This window comes from Bacillus sp. FG16 (assembly GCF_057809515.1).
The window spans coordinates 1-22,965 of the sequence record NZ_JBMDKC010000090.1; the positions used below are offsets into that span (position 1 = coordinate 1).

20 protein-coding genes and 1 riboswitch are annotated in these 22,965 nt (G+C 35.8%); of the genes, 4 read left to right on the forward strand and 16 right to left on the reverse strand.

The window, feature by feature from the left end; translation table 11 throughout:
• Positions 1 to 26 precede the first annotated feature (26 nt).
• The 5 genes from ACODS7_RS24790 to rlmD form a co-directional block, all read right to left on the reverse strand.
• Positions 27 to 2,051 (reverse strand): AAA family ATPase, encoded by a 2,025-nt coding sequence (locus tag ACODS7_RS24790; RefSeq protein WP_488827805.1) that lies wholly within the window; start codon positions 2,049 to 2,051, stop codon positions 27 to 29.
• Positions 2,052 to 2,191: 140 nt separating this feature from the next.
• Positions 2,192 to 2,899 (reverse strand): M48 family metallopeptidase, encoded by a 708-nt coding sequence (locus ACODS7_RS24795; RefSeq protein WP_016083710.1) that lies wholly within the window; start codon positions 2,897 to 2,899, stop codon positions 2,192 to 2,194.
• Positions 2,900 to 2,994: 95 nt separating this feature from the next.
• Positions 2,995 to 3,513: a YehS family protein gene (locus tag ACODS7_RS24800; RefSeq protein ID WP_025710048.1), complete on the reverse strand. Its 519-nt coding sequence runs from the start codon at positions 3,511 to 3,513 to the stop codon at positions 2,995 to 2,997.
• A 351-nt stretch (positions 3,514 to 3,864) separates the two neighbouring features.
• Positions 3,865 to 4,854 carry a tRNA dihydrouridine synthase gene (locus tag ACODS7_RS24805; RefSeq protein ID WP_098640617.1) on the reverse strand — a complete coding sequence of 330 codons (990 nt, stop codon included), beginning with the start codon at positions 4,852 to 4,854 and terminating at the stop codon, positions 3,865 to 3,867.
• Positions 4,855 to 5,014: 160 nt separating this feature from the next.
• Positions 5,015 to 6,391: a 23S rRNA (uracil(1939)-C(5))-methyltransferase RlmD gene (gene rlmD / locus ACODS7_RS24810; protein WP_098640616.1), complete on the reverse strand. Its 1,377-nt coding sequence runs from the start codon at positions 6,389 to 6,391 to the stop codon at positions 5,015 to 5,017.
• 121 nt (positions 6,392 to 6,512) lie between these two features.
• Positions 6,513 to 6,614: riboswitch (purine riboswitch) on the forward strand.
• A 202-nt stretch (positions 6,615 to 6,816) separates the two neighbouring features.
• Here rlmD and ACODS7_RS24815 point away from each other — a divergent pair.
• Entirely contained in the window at positions 6,817 to 8,013 is a 1,197-nt protein-coding gene (locus ACODS7_RS24815; protein WP_016083714.1) for a NupC/NupG family nucleoside CNT transporter, read from the forward strand.
• Positions 8,014 to 8,059: 46 nt separating this feature from the next.
• Here ACODS7_RS24815 and ACODS7_RS24820 read toward each other — a convergent pair whose 3' ends face one another.
• The gene (locus tag ACODS7_RS24820; protein ID WP_224981476.1) at positions 8,060 to 8,767 is read right to left on the reverse strand and encodes a hypothetical protein; all 708 of its coding nucleotides are present in this window, start codon (positions 8,765 to 8,767) and stop codon (positions 8,060 to 8,062) included.
• Positions 8,768 to 8,984: 217 nt separating this feature from the next.
• On the opposite strand from ACODS7_RS24820, the gene ACODS7_RS24825 reads away from it, so the two are divergent.
• From ACODS7_RS24825 to ACODS7_RS24835, 3 genes are all read left to right on the forward strand, one after another.
• The gene (locus ACODS7_RS24825; RefSeq protein WP_000643592.1) at positions 8,985 to 9,158 is read left to right on the forward strand and encodes a hypothetical protein; all 174 of its coding nucleotides are present in this window, start codon (positions 8,985 to 8,987) and stop codon (positions 9,156 to 9,158) included.
• A 147-nt stretch (positions 9,159 to 9,305) separates the two neighbouring features.
• Entirely contained in the window at positions 9,306 to 10,388 is a 1,083-nt protein-coding gene (locus ACODS7_RS24830; RefSeq protein ID WP_029441479.1) for a polysaccharide deacetylase family protein, read from the forward strand.
• A 116-nt stretch (positions 10,389 to 10,504) separates the two neighbouring features.
• Complete coding sequence (locus ACODS7_RS24835) at positions 10,505 to 11,734, forward strand: aminopeptidase (protein WP_000007372.1); 1,230 nt, start codon at positions 10,505 to 10,507, stop codon at positions 11,732 to 11,734.
• A gap of 45 nt (positions 11,735 to 11,779) precedes the next feature.
• On the opposite strand, the gene ACODS7_RS24840 is transcribed toward ACODS7_RS24835, so the two are convergent.
• The 10 genes from ACODS7_RS24840 to gatC all read right to left on the reverse strand — a co-directional run bounded on the left by ACODS7_RS24840 (position 11,780) and on the right by gatC (position 22,777).
• Positions 11,780 to 12,271 (reverse strand): DUF4352 domain-containing protein, encoded by a 492-nt coding sequence (locus ACODS7_RS24840; protein ID WP_029441478.1) that lies wholly within the window; start codon positions 12,269 to 12,271, stop codon positions 11,780 to 11,782.
• Positions 12,272 to 12,403: 132 nt separating this feature from the next.
• Positions 12,404 to 12,727, reverse strand: a complete 324-nt coding sequence (locus ACODS7_RS24845; protein WP_000263262.1) for a DMT family transporter — start codon at positions 12,725 to 12,727, stop codon at positions 12,404 to 12,406.
• Between the two features lie 47 nt (positions 12,728 to 12,774).
• Entirely contained in the window at positions 12,775 to 14,226 is a 1,452-nt protein-coding gene (gene gabD, locus ACODS7_RS24850) for an NADP-dependent succinate-semialdehyde dehydrogenase (protein WP_029441477.1), read from the reverse strand.
• Positions 14,219 to 15,586 carry a sigma-54 interaction domain-containing protein gene (locus ACODS7_RS24855; protein WP_029441476.1) on the reverse strand — a complete coding sequence of 456 codons (1,368 nt, stop codon included), beginning with the start codon at positions 15,584 to 15,586 and terminating at the stop codon, positions 14,219 to 14,221. The genes gabD and ACODS7_RS24855 overlap by 8 nt, the downstream gene beginning before the upstream one ends.
• Before the next feature lie 116 nt (positions 15,587 to 15,702).
• Positions 15,703 to 17,067, reverse strand: coding sequence for a 4-aminobutyrate--2-oxoglutarate transaminase (gene gabT / locus ACODS7_RS24860; protein WP_243168452.1), 1,365 nt, complete (start codon positions 17,065 to 17,067; stop codon positions 15,703 to 15,705).
• Between the two features lie 153 nt (positions 17,068 to 17,220).
• Entirely contained in the window at positions 17,221 to 17,964 is a 744-nt protein-coding gene (locus ACODS7_RS24865; protein ID WP_048564823.1) for an HAD family hydrolase, read from the reverse strand.
• Between the two features lie 140 nt (positions 17,965 to 18,104).
• Positions 18,105 to 19,010 carry a diacylglycerol kinase gene (locus ACODS7_RS24870; RefSeq protein WP_000977679.1) on the reverse strand — a complete coding sequence of 302 codons (906 nt, stop codon included), beginning with the start codon at positions 19,008 to 19,010 and terminating at the stop codon, positions 18,105 to 18,107.
• Between the two features lie 561 nt (positions 19,011 to 19,571).
• Entirely contained in the window at positions 19,572 to 20,999 is a 1,428-nt protein-coding gene (gatB, locus tag ACODS7_RS24875) for an Asp-tRNA(Asn)/Glu-tRNA(Gln) amidotransferase subunit GatB (protein WP_016083720.1), read from the reverse strand.
• Positions 21,000 to 21,013: 14 nt separating this feature from the next.
• A complete protein-coding gene (gene gatA, locus ACODS7_RS24880) occupies positions 21,014 to 22,471 on the reverse strand; it encodes an Asp-tRNA(Asn)/Glu-tRNA(Gln) amidotransferase subunit GatA (RefSeq protein WP_243168453.1) in 1,458 nt (485 codons plus the stop codon).
• 15 nt (positions 22,472 to 22,486) lie between these two features.
• Complete coding sequence (gatC, locus tag ACODS7_RS24885) at positions 22,487 to 22,777, reverse strand: Asp-tRNA(Asn)/Glu-tRNA(Gln) amidotransferase subunit GatC (protein WP_016083721.1); 291 nt, start codon at positions 22,775 to 22,777, stop codon at positions 22,487 to 22,489.
• Between the last annotated feature and the right edge of the window lie 188 nt (positions 22,778 to 22,965).

Consider the following 22,965-nt stretch of genomic DNA (forward strand, 5'->3'; position numbering starts at 1 on the left):
AAGCAGTATAGACACTTTTATCGATGTTAAAACATTAAACGGAACTTATATAGTAACTTATGAATTTTCATAGCCTTTAAAAACAGCAAGCCTCTTTCAAAGTTCAATTCATCAGTAAGCCAAATTGTATTTAGTTGACGATATTCATATGCCTCTTTTGAATTTGACCAATACTCTTCACTCGGTAGTACTATACCTTGTTCTTTATAATAATTTTGTTGCTCTATAAAAATAGAATTCTCTACCTTTATTTTCTCTATTATTTTCTTATTATCTTTTATTTGTTCCCCTTTTAAATAAGCTTCTTCCTGTTTTCCCTTTAATTCAGAAATAATATCATTTAATTCCTTTTCGAACTCCAGTTTTTTAACATTTTTCTTACCCAAAAGCCTTTTAAAAAAAGATAGCTTCGGTACCATTTGAATTTGTTGCTCTGTCAGCTTTCTTTGTACTTCTAAATACTCACATCTGTTATCTATCTTTGTTTTTTCTTCTTCAAATATAAAGATTTGTTCTTTCTTTTTTTCTAATGAGTCACTCAAAGATAAATTCCCTTTATAATTATTAGAGAATTTTTGAAGTTTTTCTTTTTTCTTACGTATCGATTCGAAAACATTTTGAAAATCTTTAACCGCATTTTCCCAGTTTTCTAATGTTATGATTTTGCTCTCTTCTTCTAGTTGTTGTATAAACCCTTTTCCATTTTCTTTTGATTTATATAAAGCTTGACCAAAATTATAAATATTTTTTGACTTCCCAAGAACTCCTGAAAATAGACCCCATGTTTTTATCTCATCTCCTAAAAGATCTTGCGCTACTGATGAATACATCTCTAGTTCACTTGCCTCTTGAGCATATAAAGCATCATAATGAGTCGATTCCTTTTCATTAGATATACGTATTACTTCCTTTTCTTTTGGCAAATCCTTTGAAATATTTTCAACAGCCCCGTTATTACTTGATGCAACTACCATTGAATATTTGCTTAAAATAGGAGCCAGTATATATATTGGATAATAATAGTCGTCCACCTTAATTGTTTCTTCTTTTTGAAATGCTTGGGTAGGATCTTTAAACTTTATTATTTCCTTTGCCCTTTCAACTACAATATTTGCAAAAATATCTTTTAACAATGTAGTTTTACCTGTTCCTGGTGGCCCATTAACAGAACTAATTTGTTGATTGCTATTTAAAATCTGGTTAACAGCTACTTGCTGCATCAATGATAATCTATGTTCTACAGGTGATGGCCAACGTCCATCGGGTATATGGATAGGTTGTAAAATAGTTTCGATATATTCCCGATTCTCATTTATATCTATACGTTTTTCAGTATTCACTCCCTGAATAAACTGACGAAGCGCTTCATTTTCCCCTTTTTCCAGTATATTAACCAAATCTCTTAAATAAAAACTATTAAAATTTTGAATAGGAACTTCCTTATCCGCTTTAATTACCCTTAATTCCAAATAATGTATGTTTTTATCTTCTACTTGATAAAAATAACGTTGGTAAATTTGCTGAACTTTGATTAAGGTCTCGCTTGTTACTCCATTAATAAAAGTATTTTTTATCTCTTCTTCAAACAACTTTAATTGACCGTCAAATTGAACAAGAAGATTATTATGATAATTCCCCCTATTCTGTATCATCCTTTTCATTACATACATAAGCAAAGGAACAAATACTGAGCCTGTAATATAGTTCCCTTCATCATCTACAGAAAAAGAAAAACCAAATAATATTTTATAATCTTTATTAATAACCTCGTCACTATTTTTTAAAATTCCCCTTATAAAATCAACTAATTTATAATGTTCAAAACAAGACATATAGTACTGATATTGCACTTTATAGTTCTCATCATCTTTCAATTGATTTTCTTCCCAAGGGTATTCCTCAAGTTGTATTAATTTTGTTCTATTTCTATCTTGATTATCTTTAAAATAACTCTTTTTTATTCTTTCTTCCTTACCAGGAACTTCACTTGGATTTAATGACTCTATCAAACGCCACGCTTCAAGGACTGATTTCACATTATTTGTTTGCACTTTCTCACTCCCACCACAATAATATTCCATTTTAATCCATTTATATTTTTGATAATATCACACTGCACTGAAAATTAATAATTCTATATGATTCGAATAATAATATTTATTTACACAATACCTCGGGTTGGGAACTCCTACTAAACCGTCATCTTCCAACTAGATAACGCTAACCAATTCTCCATTTCTTTATAATCAGGCATTATCTTCCCGACAAGACGCCAAAAAGATCGATCATGATTTAAATGAACCATATGACACATTTCATGAACAACTACATAGTCAATTACTCGCTGTGGTGCCATTGCTAGCTTCCAATTGAATGTTAGTTGTAAATTCGAATCGCAAGTACCCCAAGTACGACTACTATCTGTAATACGAATAGAACGTGGTTTTGTTTTAAAGTTACTTTGATGCGCTTTAATACTCTTCTCTACTAAAGTTTTACACTGCTTATAATAAAATCGTTTTAAAGCTTGCTGTATTTTCTCATCCTTTAGCTCTTTTACATAAATATGTAACTTATCCCCTTCAAAAATCGCATTGTCTTGCTCAATACTTACATCTTGGGAAATCTGTATCGGATACGTATTCCCTAAATACAAAAAGCCTTCTCCTTGATCGTAATCCTTTTCCTGTGGTCCACGCGCTCGCTCCGCCATTTCCTTACGAGTTGTCTGAATCCAATCCCACTTTTCCTCTAGCAACTGGACTAAGTATTCAACAGGTGTCCCTTTCGGAGCCTGCACTTCCACATTTCCATACGAATCCACAAAAAGACGCACGGACTTTTTCTTCTTATAAGTTATATGAAAATTAATTGTCTCACCTAAATATGTATGTACCATTTCATCACCTAGCATAGTATTTTTACAAATAAAAAAGAGTAGGATACGAACGTCCTACTCTACCTATTATATCATTTACTGCTTTAACGAACTCATTATCCTCTATACTTTACACCTAATCCCTTAATGAAATTCCTTGCGTATCTATCGCCGCACTCTTTGTAATTTTTATGACCTTTTTTTCTTAATAGAGCGCCTAACTCTCCTTTTGTTACCGTAACGCCCACGCTATCTAATATATCAAGTACGTCCTCACTCGTTAAAGATAGTGCGATTTTCATTTTCTTTAGAAGAAGGTTATTGGCACTCTCCTTGCTCTGTACAGGTGCAGGCTGCCCTGGTTTAGGATCTTGCTTTCCTCTTTTTAAAGTAATAAATCCATTTAAAAATGCCTCTAACATCATCATATCGCATGTTTTTACGTACTCATCTTCAGCTACCTCATCATTTTCAGCTTCATGCTGAGGAGCTCTCTTTATTTTTGTAAGCATATCAACTACGTCTTCTTTCGTTACTTCTACGCCACCTAGTTTAAAGATTTCTACCATATCTATATCTCTTATATCTAAAGCATATCTTACTCTTTTTAATATATCGTTGTTGCTCATTGCCATTGGGTTTCCTCCTGAAATGTTGATTATTTATTCAGCAGTTAAAGTTTATCCTATAACGTGCTTTAAATTATCATGTTTAAATCTAACCTTTTAGTTATTGTCCGCTAAATTAATACTTTAACATTTTAAAGATATGTTTTATAGTCTTACCCGAACTTTTCTCTATCATTGTATCTACAGAGCTCTTACGTGTTTTTTATATGCCTTTAAAAAGATTTCTCTCTTAACATTAACTAAAAGAAAAAAACAGTGCTTTGATTTCTCAAATACACTGTTCTTTTCCAGCTCTACGCTTATTTTCAACTCACTCATGTCATACACTACATATGAAATGATTTAACTGCTTAAAAGTTAAACCGTCTCACTATCCTGAGCCACACCAACACTATCCTCAAACCTATCCAACAAAGCACGCACCTCATCAGTAGATTTCGTGCTCATCAATTGATTTCTCAATTCAGCAGCCCCAGGGAAGCCTTTTACATAAATTTTGAAGAAGCGATGAAGCCCTGTGATTGAGCGTGGCAGTACTTCTGCATATTGATCTTGTAAATCAAGTTGTAGTCTTAAAAGATCTAGATGTTCTTTACTGCTATGTTCCCTTGGCTCTTTTTCAAACGCAAATGGATTTTTGAAGATGCCTCGTCCGATCATTACGCCATCAATGCCGTATTTTTCAGCAAGTTCCAGCCCCATTTTACGATCAAGGATGTCTCCATTGATTGTTATTAACGTATTTGGTGCAATGCGGTCACGTAATTTTTTTATTTCCGGAATTAGTTCCCAATGCGCATCTACTTGGCTCATTTCTTCTCTTGTGCGTAAATGAATAGAAAGGTTTGCAATATCTTGTTTGAAAATGTGCGTTAACCAATCTTCCCACTCGCTTAACTCTTTAAAGCCAAGTCTTGTTTTTACGCTGACAGGTAGTCCGCCCGCTTTTGCTGCTTGGATAAGTTCTGCTGCAACGTCTGGACGTAGAATAAGGCCACTACCTTTTCCTCTTGATGCAACGTTCGGAACTGGGCAACCCATGTTAATATCGATACCTTTAAATCCTAGCTCTGCCATACCGATACTCATTTGACGGAAGTATTGAGGATTATCTCCCCAAATATGTGCTACCATCGGTTGTTCGTCTTCTGTAAAAATTAAACGGCCACGTACGCTTTTCATACCTTCTGGATGGCAATAACTATCCGAGTTTGTAAACTCTGTGAAGAATACGTCCGGACGACCAGCTTCACTTACTACGTGACGGAAAACAACGTCTGTCACATCTTCCATTGGTGCAAGTACGAAAAATGGTCGTGGTAATTCACGCCAAAAATTATCTATCATTTTAAATTCAAATCCTCTCACTATGAATACAATTTCAAAATCTCAATTTATAATTTGTGAAAATCAGCAATATTTATTTTAACTAAAATCGCTTATGAATGGTATTTTTGTAAACCAAAAAGCAGATGGTATAGATTTCCCTATAACAACTGCTTTCCTATTATACTAACTTAAGCCAAGCCACACACTCCACATGAGTCGTATGCGGGAACATATCAACAGGTTGTACTTCCTGTGTTTTATATCCGCCTTCTTCTAGTACTTTTAAATCACGTGCTAATGTTGCTGGGTTACACGATACGTATACGACGCGGTTTGGCTTCATGTCGATGATTGTGTTTAGTAATGCTTCGTCACAGCCTTTACGCGGTGGATCTACGACCATTGTGTCGGCGATTACGCCTTCTTTGTACCATTTTGGAATAACTACTTCAGCTTCTCCTACGCCAAATTCAGCGTTTGTCATGTTGTTTAGTACTGCGTTTCGGTTTGCGTCTTCAATTGCTTCTGGGACGATTTCAACGCCGTACACTTTTTTCGCTTTTTGCGCTAGGAATAACGAGATTGATCCGATTCCGCAATAGGCATCGATTACTGTTTCGTTACCATTTAATTTTGCGTATTCTAACGTTTTATCGTATAGCACTTTCGTTTGTTCTGGATTTACTTGATAGAATGAACGTGCTGAAATCGCAAATTTAATGTCACCGATAAAGTCATAAATATATTCTGATCCGTATAATACTGTCGTTTTGTCTCCGAAAATTACATTCGTACGCTTCGTATTTACGTTTTGAACAATTGATTTTACTTCTGGGAATTTCGCTGCAATTTCTTCAATGATTGCTTTTTTGTTCGGCAATTCTGCTGTACGTGTAATGAAGACAAGCATAATTTCCCCTGTTACTTGTCCGTAACGAGCCATTACGTGACGAAGTGTTCCTTTGTTACGCTCTTCATTGTACGCAGTGATACCGTGCTTTTCACAAATACGTTTTACTTCTTGAATTAATGTATCGTTTTCTTCTGCCTGAATTAAGCATGATTCCATATTAATGATGTCATGCGTTCCTTGGCGATAGAAACCAGCTACAAGTCCGCCTTCACGTTCTCCGATTGGTACTTGTGCTTTATTGCGATATACCCACGGGTTCTTCATGCCAAGTACAGGATGAACAGGAACATCACCTAGTCCTCCGATACGCTGCATAACGTCACGTACTTGTTTTTCTTTCGCTTGTAACTGTCCTTCATAAGTTAAATGCTGAAGCTGACAACCGCCGCACTGGTTATATACTGGGCATTCTGCATCTTTACGATATGGACTTTCTGTATGAAGCTTCATTAAACGACCAAATGCGAAGTTTTTCTTCACTTTAATAATTTTAATTTGCGCTTCTTCACCTGGTAATCCGTTTTTAACGAAAATAGGATAGCCCTTTACTTTCGCAACACCGGCACCATCATGTGTTAAATCTTCAAATACTACATCTATAAACTCGTTTTTCTCAACTGGTGGCGTCATTTTAGTACTCATTTTCCGACCTCTCTTTTTCATAACACTGCGTTACATTTTATCATACTTATATGGTCTTTTTCTATTGGAAGAAAAAAAGCTATTGACGATACTTCTCTGTTAATGTTACGCTACTACTAATTTAATACGGACGATGTTACCTCATATATACTTGATAATATGGATCGAGAGTTTCTACCCGGCAACCTTAAATTGCTGGACTATGGGGAAAACTAATGAATATTAGCCTATGCGCAAAAAAGGACTCATATTGATTAGCTTTCTCTCATAGATGAAAGTGAATCCATATGGGTCTTTTTTTATTTTTATTTTTCTAAAAGGTCAGACATCTTACGTATGACATAAAACCTCGTTCTTTTATTTTTAGTAATATAACGAGCGTTTTATGTACAAACTTTATACGAACTTCTGAAAGGGGCAACTACATGCAATATGTAATGAGCATTATCGGTATTCTTGCCGTGTTAGGTTTATGTTTTGCTTTGTCAAACAACAAAAGTAAAATCAACTTCCGTGCAATTGCAATTATGATTGGTTTCCAAATTTTAATCGGTTGGTTTATGTTTGCTACAAAGGTTGGTCAACAAATCATTATTTTCATTAGTAAAGTTTTCAACAAACTAATTAAACTTGGTACGACAGGTGTCGATTTTCTCTTTAATGGAATTCACAGAGATTTTGTCTTTTTCTTAAACGTATTATTAATTATCGTATTTTTCTCAGCACTACTTTCAATCTTTAGTTATTTAGGTGTTTTACCATTCATCGTTCGCGTTGTCGGCGGTGCTATTTCAAAAATTACTGGTTTACCACGCGTTGAATCATTCCACGCAGTAAACTCTGTATTCTTCGGTTCAAGTGAAGCGTTAATCGTTATTAAAAACGATTTACAGCATTTCAATAAGAATCGTATGTTTATCATTTGTTGTTCTGCGATGAGCTCCGTTTCTGCTTCTGTTACAGCATCATACGTAATGATGTTAGATGCAAAATACGTACTAGCAGCTCTTCCGCTAAACTTATTCTCAAGCTTAATCGTTTGTTCGTTATTAACACCAGTTGATACGAAAAAAGAAGATGAAGTGATTCAAAAATTTGATAGAACTCTATTCGGAGACAGCTTTATCGGCGCAATGATTAACGGTGCGCTTGATGGTTTAAAAGTAGCTGGTATCGTTGCCGCATTAATGATCGCCTTTATCGGTGTAATGGAAGTTGTAAACTACGTAATTAGTGCAGCTTCAGGCGCAATGGGACATGCTGTTACTTTACAACAAATCTTCGGTTATATACTTTCTCCATTCGCATTCTTAATGGGTATTCCAACTCAAGATATTATCCCAGCCGGTGGTATTATGGGTACAAAGATTGTTTTAAATGAGTTTGTAGCAATCCTTGATTTAAAAGACACAGCTACAACATTAGCTCCACGTACAGTTGGAATCGTTACAGTATTCTTAATTAGCTTCGCAAGTATTAGCCAAATTGGTGCAATCGTTGGTACAATCCGTGCCCTTTCTGAAAAACAAGGAAGCGTTGTTTCTAAATTTGGTTGGAAAATGCTATTTGCATCAACACTTGCTTCTATTTTATCTGCGACAATCGCTGGATTGTTTATTTAATAAAAAATCACCTTACTTTAACGAGTAAGGTGATTTTTTTGATTCTTTATGAAATCGAGTGAAATTCAACTGCTTCTTCTGTATTGATAATCCTATCTTTATATATACCTTTTATTGAAATGTAAATGATAGATTTGTTTATGTTTTTTAACTTTCCTAATGAAAAATGATAAAGTAATCCATCGCTTTTTAAAGTCCACATCTTCCCACTCCATGGACCAGTAGCTTTTTGTTCATCCGACGCCTTTATTTCACCTTCATATTCGCATTCTCCTAAAGGAGTTTTAATTATATTCTTCTCTGTATCAATTCGAATATTTTTAATTAGCTTCAAATTTTCATCAGAGAGAATTTGAATTTCATGATCTTTCTGTTTAAAAAAGAGTTTTCCGTCTTTGGTATTTATATATTCTGCATTATTCATTTTATCTATCATAAAATCATATTCTTCTTTTGTAATACCTAAGTTTTGATGATAAGGAAACGTTTTTTTCGGTATAATTTCTTCTTCGGCATACTTCAAATACCAATCTAAATTATTTGTAATACTATCGCTCATTTTATTTCCTATTTTCTCTAATTTCTCTTTTATCTCATAAGGAAATTCTAGTGTCATAATATCCGCCGTCACTTCCGCATTCATAAGATGCGATGGAATATACTCTTCCACACTATTCGCTTTACTCACTTCACTTTGACAACCAACTATAAATAGCGATATGAAAAAGATATATATTATTTTTTTATATTTCATTTCTATTCTCCACTCCATACATTATTCTTACTTAGTTTTATAGCGGTTTTTATTATAGTATAAAATCTTTATATTTTAATAAAATCCATACCTGTATGCAAAATTGCATATTAATAAGTCTTCTTCTTACTTTAAAATTAGCTTAAATCACTTTCCAAATTATACAAATAACAAGTTTAAAATGTTATAATTTTCAAAAAAACCATTGGAGGATATTATGAAAGCCCACGCAATTTTCGATTTCTTACATTTACTAGTCTTAACGCTGAAAAGCTATTATGTATGGGGAATGCCTATCTATGTCTTCATTATTCCTCTTATCTTTGTAGTCGGTTATATTATTATTAATTCTAATAAGAAACAAAAAAATACATCTATTCAAAGTCACTAATCTATTACCTTAATAGCCTCCTAAAAATCATATTCCCCTCATTTTCTTCAAATGATATGATGAACAAGGGTATATCCCCACCACTCTTATAGCGGTGGGGATTTTAATGTCAATATGCAACATACTACACAATAGAAGGTGATTTTCATGAGGAAATACGCAGCAATTGCTTTATGTACGTCTGCCATTCTAGCAGGCTGTAATACTAACAATGTAAGTCCAGAACCTAAAAAAGAGAAAACGGCTCAAGGGATTAAGAAACAAGAAGAGACTGTGCAAAAACAAGGTAAAATCTCATATAATGCAGTTACACACGAATCTACAAACACAAGTATTCATATTACAGACATAAAAGATTCTTTAAATGAAGTACAATATAAAATTTGGCGCACAGCTGATGGCAAGGAACGTGCTAAATCTTTTTCTTCTAAAGAAAAAGAGAAACAATTCACACTTCCTTTTGATATAAAGGAATTTGAAGGAAAACGCGGTGAGTTCCAAATTGAAGCAACAGGAATGAAAGAAGATGGGAAAACAATCCCGCTTACGAAATCTACTATTACTTTCGAACAAAAGGTTCCTGTTCTTATGTATCACGCAATTGATGATTATCATGGTCAAGGTATTAAAGACTTATTCGTCTCACCAGCTAACTTTGAAGCACAAATGAAACATTTAAAGGACAATGGTTATACGCTGTTAACGTTTGAACGCTGGGGCGATATAAATAAAGTAAATAAACCGATTTTCGTTACATTTGATGACGGTATGAAAAATAATATGAATGCATTTCGCGTTTTACAAAAGCTAAAAGATGATACTTTTAAACCGGCAGCAACAGAATATATGATTGTTGATAACGTTGATGTAGAAGGTGCCCTTTCTACTTCTGAAATAAAAGAAATGGTTGATTCCGGCATTTTCTCAGTACAATCTCATACTGCAACACATGCAGACTTACCGAAAATTACAAACTATGAGGAAGAGTTAAAAGGTTCAAAAGAAAAGCTAGAAAAAATAACAGGTAAGCCTGTTATCGCGATTGCTTATCCATTCGGTCATGTAGATGATAAGGTTGTTGCAGAAACGAAGAAGTATTATCAATTTGCGACAACGACAAAACCTGGGCAATTCATTACGAAGGGTGAACCTGATGAATTGTTAAAGATGAAGCGCGTTCGTATACACCATACAACGACTGTAGAGCAGTTTGCTTCTTCAATTAAGTAAATGTAAGAGCTCAATACATTTTGAGCTCTCTTTTTACTTTATATTTATATATATTTTTAGAATTTTCTTGTATTATATATAGTAAGAAATCTTTCAAATTAAAGGAGATTATACATATGTCATTTGAACAAACGTTAGAGAAATATGCTGCTCTTGCAGTTAATGTTGGTGTTAATATTCAACCTGGACAAACTTTATCAATTAGTGCACCTCTTGAAGCTGTACAATTTGTACGCCTCGTTACAGAGAAAGCATATAAATCTGGTGCAAAACACGTATATGTGGATTGGAATGATGAGACGTTAACACGCTTAAAGTTCGATCTAGCTCCTGAAGAAGCTTTCTCTGAATTCCCTTCTTGGAAAGCACATGCTCGTGAAGAATTAGCAAAAGAAGGCGCTGCATTTATGTCTATCTATGCAGAAAACCCTGATTTATTAAAAGGTGTAGAAGCAACACGTATCGCAACAGCTCATAAAGTAGCTGGAGAAGCGATGAAAGTATACCGTGATTACGTACAAGCCGATAAAGTAAGCTGGTGTGTAATTTCTGTTCCTACGAAAGAATGGGCTGCGAAAGTATTCCCTGACGTAGCGCCAGAAGAACAAGAAGCAAAGTTATGGGATGCTATTTTCAAAGCTACTCGTGCTGATTTAGAAAATCCTGTAGAAGCATGGAAAGAACATGATGAAACATTACATACAAAAGTGGATTACTTAAACGAAAAGCATTATAAAGCTCTTCACTATACAGGTCCTGGAACAGATTTAACAATCGAACTTCCAGAAAAACATGTATGGGCTGGTGCTGGTAGCTTAAATGAAAAGAACGTACCATTTATGGCTAATATTCCAACTGAAGAAGTATTTACAATGCCACTTAAAACAGGTGTAAACGGCCAAGTTTCTAGTACAAAACCGTTAGTATTTGCAGGTAATATTATCGATAATTTCACGTTAACATTTGAAAACGGACGTATCGTAGACTATAAAGCTGAAGCTGGTGAAGAAGCTTTAAAACATTTAGTAGAAACAGATGAAGGGTCTCACTTCTTAGGAGAAGTAGCTTTAGTACCTCATGACTCACCAATTTCAAACACAAATGTTTTATTCTACAATACACTATTTGACGAAAATGCATCTTGCCACCTTGCAATCGGAAATGCTTATGCATTTAACTTAGTTGGCGGAAAAACAATGTCTAAAGAAGAACTTGCCGAAAACGGCGCAAACGCTAGTATCACACACAACGACTTCATGATTGGATCAGCTGAGCTTGATATCGATGGTATTACAGCTGATGGCAGACATGAGCCTATCTTCCGTAAAGGTAACTGGGCGTTTTAAATTTATTACCATAAAGAAACACATTGGATAATCCAATGTGTTTCTTTATTTATTTGGTTTCAATTCAAATTTTATCGTTCTATTTTCATGCGTAAACTCCGGTCTATACGTAGCGATATACGTATTTTCTTTCGCTACGTCAAATAGCATGATATCTTGAATTTTTTCATCTGGTGCTAACTTTTTACTAATAAAGCTATCAGGGTTATTATATTCTTTAAATCTTGTACCTTTCTTATCGGTAATCTCAAATTCATAAAATGCAAAAGGTATTTCCTTTTTACTATTATTTTCTACTTTGAAAATAATCCCCAAAATCTCCTCTTTCTTTTTATTCTCATCATAATCCGGATATCCTAATTTAACTGAATCGATAGTTACTTGCAAACCATCTACGTCTACTGTCTCCCCTATTTTATACACTTTATCTTGAATATCTTCTTGTTTACTTTCATTACTATCTGTAGTCTCAGTGCAAGCACTTAAACTAAAAGCTATGCCAAAAATTAAAACAATTTGACTTACCTTTTTTAACATACTCTTTCCTCCACATAAGACAATATTTCATATGTATCATAACAAAACGCTTTACTCTTTCTTGTCATATTTTGTCGTATTAATTGTTAACTGCACAAATAGAAAAAAGCTATCTTCTACAAAAGATAGCTTTCATGATGCCGATGAAACCTTAAGCCCAATGACACCCAAAACAATAAAAAGAATACAAAATGCTTGAAATAAACTAATATGCTCTTTAAAAAAGTACACACTAATGATTGTAATAAGTAACGTTCCAACGCCAGACCAAATGGCATAAGCAATACTTAAATGAATCTTTTTAACGACGATAGCAAACACGCTGAAACAAATTCCATAAAATACGAAAATAAGTACACTTGGAACGAGCTTTGTTAAACCATTTGATAGTTTCATTGCGATTGTTCCAGCTACTTCAAAAATAATTGTAACAAGTAATAATAGCCAATATACCATACTAGAATCTCCTTCTCTGTTACCTTATAGAGATTCTAGTATACTACTTATAGTCCTAATGAAATATATTTAATTTCTAAATATTCCTCGATGCCGAAATGGCCTCCTTCACGGCCGATACCACTTTCTTTAAATCCACCGAATGGTGCTTGTGCAACTGATGGAAGACCATCGTTTAGACCAATAATACCGTACTCTAGCGCTTCACTAATTTGGAATGCTTGGCTAATGTCTTTCGTGAAAATATACGCAGCTAAACCATATGGTGTATTATTTGCACGTTCAATTACTTCATCAACTGTTTTAAATTTCGCAACTGGTGCCACTGGCCCAAATGTTTCTTCATTCATACAAAGCATCGTATCATTTGCCAACCCAATTACAGTCGGTTGAATGAAATGTCCCTCTAACTCTGCGACCTTTTGACCACCATATAAAACTGTTCCACCTTTTTGAATAGCATCTTCAATATGTTCTTGTACTTTTGAAACTGCATTCTCATCAATAAGTGGCCCGACAGTCGTTCCGTCACCGAAACCGTCTCCTACTTTCAACTGCCCTACTGCCTTTTGGAACTTCTCTACAAATACTTCGTATACTTCTTCTTGAACGAATACTCGGTTTGTACATATACACGTTTGTCCTGCATTACGGAATTTCGAACCAATCACCGCTTCTACTGCTTTATCTAAATCTGCATCATTCATTACGATAAACGGAGCGTGTCCCCCTAACTCAAGCGAAACTTTTTTCATCGTTTGCGCCGCACTAGCCATTAACTCTTTCCCGATTTCCGTTGACCCTGTAAAGGACACTTTTCGAACGCGACCATCTTCCATCCATGTATCAGCAATTGCTTTTGCACTACCTGTTACGATATTGATTACGCCCTTTGGAATATCTGCTTCATGAGCTAATTCAGCTAATTTCAATGCAGTTAATGGCGTTTGACTTGCCGGTTTCACAACGGTTGTACAGCCTGCTGCAAGCGCTGGGGCTACCTTTCTCGTAATCATAGCAGCTGGGAAGTTCCAAGGTGTAATAGCTGCCATAACGCCAACTGGTTGCTTCATAACTAAAATGCGCTTATTCGGATGAGAAGCAGGAATCATTTCACCATATACGCGTTTCCCCTCTTCTGCATACCATTCAACAAAACTGTTTGCATAATTTACTTCACCAAGCGCTTCTGCAAACGGCTTTCCTTGTTCCTTCGTCATAATCGCTGCGATCTCTTCTTTATTTTCATCAATAAGCGTAAACCACTTTTTTAACTTCGTGGCACGATCTGCTGCCGTTAACTTAGACCACGTTTTAAAAGCTTCATGTGCAGCATCAACAGCTTGCTTTGCCTCTGTTACTCCGCCTTTTGGTACAGTTGCAAATATTTCCTTCGTCGCAGGATTATTTACTTCAATTTGTTCTTGTAGTGTAATCCACTCACCATTTATATACATCGCCTTTTTATCTATACTTACGAAAGTCGCCTTTTTATCCAATGTTTTCTTCCTCCTCTATGAACTTCTTAATTTTCCTAGTAGCAGCAGATTGACTAATTTGCAAAAAATCAGCCACTTTATAACTTGATCCATACGTTTTATACGCTTTAAGAATAATATTTCTCTCTACCTCTTCCAGCATTTTATAAAGGCTTTGCCCCGATTGTTCAACTGCAGCCTCTTGCATAGAGAGTGGCAAATCCTCTACCGTTACAACATCATCGACAGTAATAACAATTCTCTCAATTACATTCTCTATTTCTCTATTGTTTCCTTCCCACGGATATCCAACAAACATTTGTAACGTACTCGGCGCTAGTTTCACATCACGTCCGTACTTTTTATTAAAGTGCTGCAAGTAATGATAAATAAGCGGCAAAATATCTTCTGTTCTCTCCCTAAGCGGGGGAATTGCAATTGGAATGACATTCAGACGATAGTATAAATCTTTCCGAAATGTTCCTTGTTTCACCATCTCGCTTAAATCTCTATTTGTTGCCGCCACAATTCGAACATCCACTTTTTTTAATTCTCTTCCGCCTATAGGACGAAATGTTTTTTCTTGCAATACTTGCAAAAGCTTCGCTTGAATTTCAATCGGCATTTCACCGATTTCATCTAAAAAAAGAGTTCCTTTATGCGCGGATTCTAATAGTCCCTTTTTCCCTTCACGATTCGCACCTGTAAAAGATCCACCTGAATATCCAAAAAGCTCCGATTCAATTAAATTAGTTGGCAATGCCGCACAATTAATTTCATAGAAACTTTCATTCTTACGGTGACTCACTTCATGTAAATGGCGTACTAATCGACTTTTTCCTACTCCAGTCTCGCCTAAAACGAGAACAGTACTATCCACTACAGATACTTTTTTGATTGTATCGACTATTTTTTGCATAGCTAGACTTTTAAAAATAAGTCCTTCATGCTCATATGTTTCTCTTAATTCTTTTTTATATGTTTTTAGCTGATTATCCATTTCCTCTACCTTTTGACGTAATTGATAGAGTTCAGTAAGGTCCCGAGAATAACTAATCACTCTTCTTAAATTTCCCTCATCATCAAAAACAGGCCTTGTACGAACGTGTAAATACTCTCCTGATTTTGTAGTTTGAACGAGTTCAATTGGCCTCTTTTTTTCAATCACTTCTAATGTCGCTGATGGATAAAAGATTCCATCCTTTTGTAGTTCTTTTACATGCTTACCAACTAACTCTTCTGCAGCTAGTTGATAGTGCCTTTCACATGTACTATTTACACGTACAACGATCCCTTGCTCATCTGTAACAAAAATTTCGTCAAACGCATATTCAAATACATCTTTTAAATCCATTAACACTCGTTCCTTTTCTGCAACCATCCTAGCCCCCCCCTAACTTCAAATCCATCGATCCACTTCACTACCTTTATTATAAAGTGAATTTTCTGCATTTAATATAGAGTCAGCTAGAATGTTTGCTATTTATACTTCAGTTTTTAAACGCGAGCGATGTTTGTTTGCTCATAACAAGCTTGCAATGATTCTTCAATTATTGTTAAACCTTCTTCAAGTTGCTCATCTGTAATAACTAAAGGCATTAACACACGGATAACATTTCCATATGTTCCTGCTGATAATAAAAGTAACCCACGCTTATTTGCTTCTGCACATAGATTAGCCGTTAACGTTTTGTCAGGTGCTTTCGTCTTACGATCTTGAACGACCTCAAATGCACACATTGCTCCTAACCCACGCACATCACCGATGCAATGATATTTATTTTTCATCTCTTCGAATCGGTTCATTACGACTTTTCCTAATTCTATCGCTCTATCATTTAATTTCTCATTTTCTATTACATCGAGAACAGCTAATGCAGCCGCACATCCTAATGGACTTCCTGCATACGTTCCACCCAGTTCACCTGGTGCAGACTCATTCATAATTTCTTTACGTCCAATGACACCACTTATCGGTACACCAGCCCCTAATGATTTAGACACTGTAATTAAATCTGGAACGACATCATAATGATCAATTGCAAAATATTTTCCTGTACGACTAAAGCCTGTTTGTATTTCATCCGCTACAAATAAGATGCCATTCTCTGAACAAATGCGGCGTACTTCTTGAACAAATTTCTTACTTGGGACGATAAATCCACCTTCCCCTTGAACAGGTTCCATTACAACAGCTGCAATTGTTTCTGGCGCTACTTCCGATATGAAGAAGTTCTTAAACTCTTCAATAATAAAATCATCATACTGCTCTTCCGTTAATCCCTCTGGGCGACGGTATTCGTATGGGAATGGCGCTTTATATACTTCTGGAGCAAAGGGACCAAACCCAAATTTATATGGATTCACTTTACTTGTCATCGTCATTGTCATTAATGTACGCCCGTGGAAACCCTTAGAAAATGCGATAATACCAGGTCTCTTCGTATATTTACGAGCAATTTTCACCGCGTTCTCAACTGCTTCTGCACCACTATTTAAAAAGAGGACTTGCTTATCGAAACTTCCTGGTGCCAATGCCGCAAGCTTTTCCGCTAATTCAATATATGGCTCATACATCATGACATTAAATCCAGTATGAATGTATTGATCGACTTGTTTATGGAGCGCTTCTTTAACCGTTGGATGACAATGTCCTACGTTAATTGTCCCGATTGCTCCTGCAAAATCAATGTACTGATTGCCATCAACATCTGTTACAAGAGCACCATTTGCAGATTGTACAAACGTTGGGATGCCGTTACTTACTCCTTTTGGTACTATATTTTGACGGCGTTCTAATAAAGATGCCGCTTTCGGTCCTGGAATTTGTTCATTTACTTTAGCAAATTTTTTCGTGTTCATTGCGTACCCCATCCTTTTCTTTACATTGTTTTCTCTTTTTATTGCAAAATGTATGCCAACTTTCTTTTCTAGCATTTATCCTATATTCTTTGTATCCAGGCACAAAAATAAGTCTATAAAGACTCATTAAGAGTCTTTATAGACTTATTTTCCTTACACATTAGACTTTTCTTTCTCCCAGAAAAACTCACCCGATTGAGAAATAAACTCCCCAACAGAATCTAACACTAAATCAGCAAGTGGTTCTAATGTTGGACGGTCTCCCGTACCAGATAGCACCCCAATTGCATAGCAATCGCCATTTTTGGCTAAATGTAAATCAGTTGGCGTATCTCCAACAACCGCAACCTCACATGATTCTAAATTAAATTTCTCACAAAACACTTCTATAATCTTTTTATCTGGTTTTTGCGCCGGGAATGTATCCGAGGCTATAATATAATCAAAAAAGTTTTCCAACTTATATTGTTTTAAAAATAATTCTGTCGGTGCAAAATCGTCCGCCGTGACAACCCCTAATATAAATCCTTTATCTTTTAATGCCTGTAACACTTTCGGTAAATCCGCTGTCATTTTCATATGCGAACGATACTCATACATAAGGGAAAATAACTTCTCACTTACCCACTGATGCATCTCTTCTTCTCTAGCAGACTCAATATAATTACAAAGCCCCTTCGCTACATCAAGGCTTGTTCCAGCAGCTATTGCACTCCTCGGATTAACAAATTCTCCCTCTACACCAATCTCTTCTAATAAGGTCTGCCCTATTGTACTTGGTAAATGATATAAACTTATACATTCAGCTACAAGTTCTTCAGCTACTTTTATCCAGATTGAATGAAAATCCATTAATGTCCCATCTTTATCAAATAGTATTGCTTTTACCTTCTCCATAGCACCCTACCTCTCGTTTCTTATCTCCTCCAGTGTATCAATAAAATATGGATGTAAAATAAAAGAATTGTAAAAATACCATAAAAATCAAACTAACTCCCAATTTACAATTCGTTTTAACAAAGTAAAAAAGGATGCCTTTACAGGGCATCCTCTTGATGTTCAGGAACAAATAGTTCTAAACAATGATATATATTTTCGAATTCCATCGGTGCATCTCCACCGTACTCACCATCTAAATTAATCATTAGTTTATCTGGTGAATGTACTTTAATTCGGTTCGCTTGTGTATATAACACTTTTGGGTTGTTAATATGTTCACCACGTTGTGCTTGTGTTGCTGCTTTAATCAAATCAGCGATAGAACCTTTTTTCAGTACTAACAGGTCGAATAACCCATCGTTAATAGATGCATACGGTGCTACCTTTTCAAATCCACCTACTGAACGAGTATTCGTAATTAAAAACATCGTAATTTCTTCTTGTAGTAATTTTCCATCATACTCAATTTCAACATATGTTGGATGTAATGATGGTAACATCTCAATACCTTTTAGGTAATAAGCAAGTTGTCCTAATACTGTCTTTAACTTACTCGGTACTTCGTATGTTAATTCTGTAATACGACCGCCACCAGCGATGTTAATAAAGTATGTATCGTTCGCTCTACCAAGGTCTAATGGCACTGTTTTTCCTTCGCAAATAATATCTGCTGCCTCTTCAATAGAACGAGGTACACCAATCGCACGTGCAAAGTCATTTGTCGTTCCAACTGGAATAATTCCAAATTTCGGACGGAATTCATGTCCAACTAAACCGTTTACTACTTCATTTAATGTACCGTCGCCACCAGCGGCAATAACAACATCAAACTTACGATCCGCAGCTTGCCTCGCCGCCACAGTAGCGTCTCCAGGGCCCGTTGTCGCATGACAAGATGTCTCATAGCCAGCTTGTTCTAATTTTTGTAATACTTCTGGTAAGCTCTTCTTAAATAGCTCACGCCCAGAAGTAGGATTATAAATAATTCTTGCTCGCTTCATCATTTATTAGCACAGGAAATTTCTTTATGTATCGAAAAAGAACATACCGAACTTCTATTCAGTATTCCCATGCCTACCTCCTCTCATCTTGCTATCCTTCTTTTATCCCGCTCAAACAGGCAGTAAGAACCCGATTCGTGTAGTCCATCAAAAGTAAATATTCATTTCAATGGTTTTGTTTTATTTAACCCAAAAATTTATCCCGCTATTTGCGGGCAGTAAATGCCCGATTGGTCTGGGCTAATAATCAGCTTTGGATGAACCTCCTACTGATTAAAGTTTCACTTTATTTCTATCCATTCTTCCATAAAAATTTACATATAACGAATAATAACTATCTATTATTTCATGAGATGAAAAAAAACCTCTATGTTTAGATTTATCATTATTCCCACCTTTTTGCAACTATCATACCATAGTTGCTATACAAACATTTTTCCACTTTTGACAGTTAATCAAACGTTTGTTTAAACGATTTTGTCTCATTTAAACAAACGTTTGATTAACCTAGAAAAACACCCATGTACGGGTGTTTTTCTGCTTAATCTTTAAAAGTCACTACTATTATCGCTTATTAATCTCTTCAAGTAAGATTTTGTTAACAAGCGGTGGATTGGCTTGTCCTTTTGTAGCTTTCATAATTTGACCAACTAAGAAGCCAATTGCACGGTCTTTACCGTTTTTAAAGTCTTCGATAGATTGCTCATTATTATCAAGAATTTCTGTTACAACTTTACGAAGTGTACCCTCGTCAGAAATTTGAACAAGACCTTTCGCTTTAACGATTTCTTCTGGGTCTCCACCTTTTTCAATTAATTCATTAAATACTTTCTTCGCGATTTTAGAAGAAATTGTACCTTTTTCAATTAATTGAACCATTTTAGATAAACCAGCAGGCGTTAATGCAACGTCTTTTAATTCTTTTTGTTGTTTGTTTAAGTATGCAAGTACTTCACCCATTAACCAGTTCGATGTTAATTTCGCATCAGCACCGCCTGCAACAGTTGCTTCAAAGAAATCAGACATTTCTTTCGTTAATGTTAATACGTGTGCATCATAAGCTGGTAAGCCAATTTCTGCAACGTAGCGAGCTTTACGCGCATCTGGAAGTTCTGGAATAGAGGCACGAACTGCTTCTTTCCACTCATCGTCGATGTAAAGTTCAACTAAGTCTGGCTCCGGGAAATAACGGTAATCGTCAGATCCTTCTTTCACACGCATTAAGATTGTTTTCTTCGTTGCTTCATCATAACGACGTGTTTCTTGTTGGATGATACCACCAGATAACAGTTCTTTTTCTTGGCGCACTTGCTCATGCTCAAGACCTTTTTGTACGTAAGTGAATGAGTTTAAGTTTTTCAGTTCCGCTTTTGTACCGAACTTCTCTTGTCCAACTGGACGAAGAGAAATGTTCGCATCACAACGCAAGGAACCTTCTTCCATCTTACAATCAGATACACCAGTGTATTGAATGATTGATTTTAACTTCTCTAAGTATGCATATGCTTCTTCTGGCGTACGCATATCTGGCTCAGATACGATCTCGATTAAAGGCATACCTTGACGGTTGTAGTCTACTAATGAACCATCAGCTGTATGCGTTGATTTACCAGCATCTTCTTCTAAATGAAGACGTGTAATACCGATACGTTTCTTTTTACCGTCTACTTCGATTTCAATCCAACCATTTTCACCAATTGGCTTATCAAATTGAGAGATTTGGTAAGCTTTCGGGTTATCTGGATAGAAATAGTTTTTACGGTCAAACTTTGTTTCCGTTGCGATTTCACAGTTTAATGCCATTGCAGCTTTCATTGCAAAGTTAACTGCTTCTTTATTTAAAGTAGGAAGCACCCCTGGGTATCCTAAGTCAATTACACTTGTTTGTGTATTTGGCTCCGCTCCGAATTCTGTTGGACTCGCAGAGAAAATTTTCGAATTTGTTTTTAACTCAACGTGAACCTCTAAACCAATAATTGTTTCTAAATTCATCTATGCTCGCCTCCTTACAGACTTGCTTTTTTTGTATGATAGTCTGTTGCTTGCTCAAACGCATGTGCAACGCGGTAAATTGTCGCTTCATCGAAGTGTTTACCAATGATTTGTAGACCAAGTGGCATGTTGTTAGCACCAAATCCACATGGAACTGAAATCGCTGGAACACCCGCTAAGTTTACTGGGATTGTTAAAATGTCATTTGCATACATTGTCATTGGATCGTCAACTTTTTCTCCCACTTTAAATGCCGGAGTTGGTGTTGTTGGTCCAATAATAACATCATAGTTAGCAAATACATTTTCAAAGTCGTTCTTAATTAATGTACGTACTTGTTGTGCTTTTTTGTAATATGCATCATAGTAACCAGAGCTAAGAGCAAATGTACCAAGCATAATACGACGTTTAACTTCATCACCGAAACCTTCACTACGTGTGTTTTTGTAAAGATCTAATAAGTTATTTACATTATCAGAACGAACACCGTAACGCACGCCATCAAAGCGTGAAAGGTTAGCAGATGCTTCAGAAGAAGATAGTAAGTAATACGTTGCTAGAGCGTATTTAGAGTGCGGAAGAGATACTTCCTCCCAAGTTGCGCCCATACCTTCTAATACTTTTAAAGCAGCTAGTACTGACTCACGAGCTTCTTCGCCAACACCTTCGCCTAAGTATTCTTTCGGTACAGCAATGCGTAAACCTTTAACATCGCCTGTTAAACCAGCTAAATAGTTTCCAACTTCAACATTTGCAGAAGTTGCATCCATGCGGTCAATACCTGAAATAGCTTGTAATAAGTATGCATTGTCTTCTACTGTACGTGTAATCGGTCCGATTTGGTCAAGTGAAGATGCGAATGCTACTAATCCGTAACGAGATACGCGTCCGTAAGTTGGTTTTAAACCTACAACACCGCAATATGCAGCTGGCTGACGGATAGAACCACCCGTATCAGAACCTAGAGAGAATAGTACTTCTCCTGCTGCTACAGCTGCTGCAGAACCACCACTAGATCCGCCCGGAACGTAATCTAAGTTCCATGGATTTTTCGTAGCGTAGAATCCTGAGTTTTCATTTGAAGAACCCATTGCGAACTCGTCCATGTTTAATTTACCGATTGTAATTGTGTCAGTAGCTTTTAGCTTTTGCACAACTGTCGCATCATAAATTGGATCGAAGTTTGCTAACATTTTGCTCGCACAAGTTGTACGAAGACCGTTAGTTACAATGTTATCTTTTACACCAATTGGCATACCGAATAATAAACCATTATCTTCAGCACCAATCTTTGCATCTAATTCTTTCGCTTTCGCGCGTGCATTTTCTTCATCTAATGTAAGAAAAGCTTTTACGTTATCTTCAACATCCGCAATACGTTTGTAAGATTCTTCTACTAAATCCGTAACGGAAATTTCTTTGTTGTTTAATTTCTTATGTAACTCTGATACCGAATGATCAAATAATGACATCGAAATTCCCCTCCTCTATTCTAATACTGCTGGAACACGGATTTGATTATCTTTGTGATCCGGTGCATTTTTTAATACTTCTTCGACTGGTAAACCTTTTTCTGCTACATCTTCACGCATAACATTTTTCATCGTTAATACATGAGTTGTTGGTTTTACATCTGTTGTATCTAATTCATTTAACTGTTCTGCAAATGTAACAATTGCATCTAGTTGTTTTTGAAATTTTTCTGCTTCTTGATCAGTAATTGCAAGACGTGCTAAATGTGCTACGTGCTTTACATTCTCAACGGAAATTCTTGACACGGCTAGGCCACCTCCATAATATATCGTTCAATCTACAATACTATTGATGATACCAAATTTTCAGTACTTCAAGCAAGTCAACACAGAGTACTTACGCCATTTTTACATAAAAAAAGAAAGGCAAATGCCTTTCTTTCAGAGTGTTGGGAAACCCTTTAGGGGTTCCCAACATTCTGGAATCATTTTGA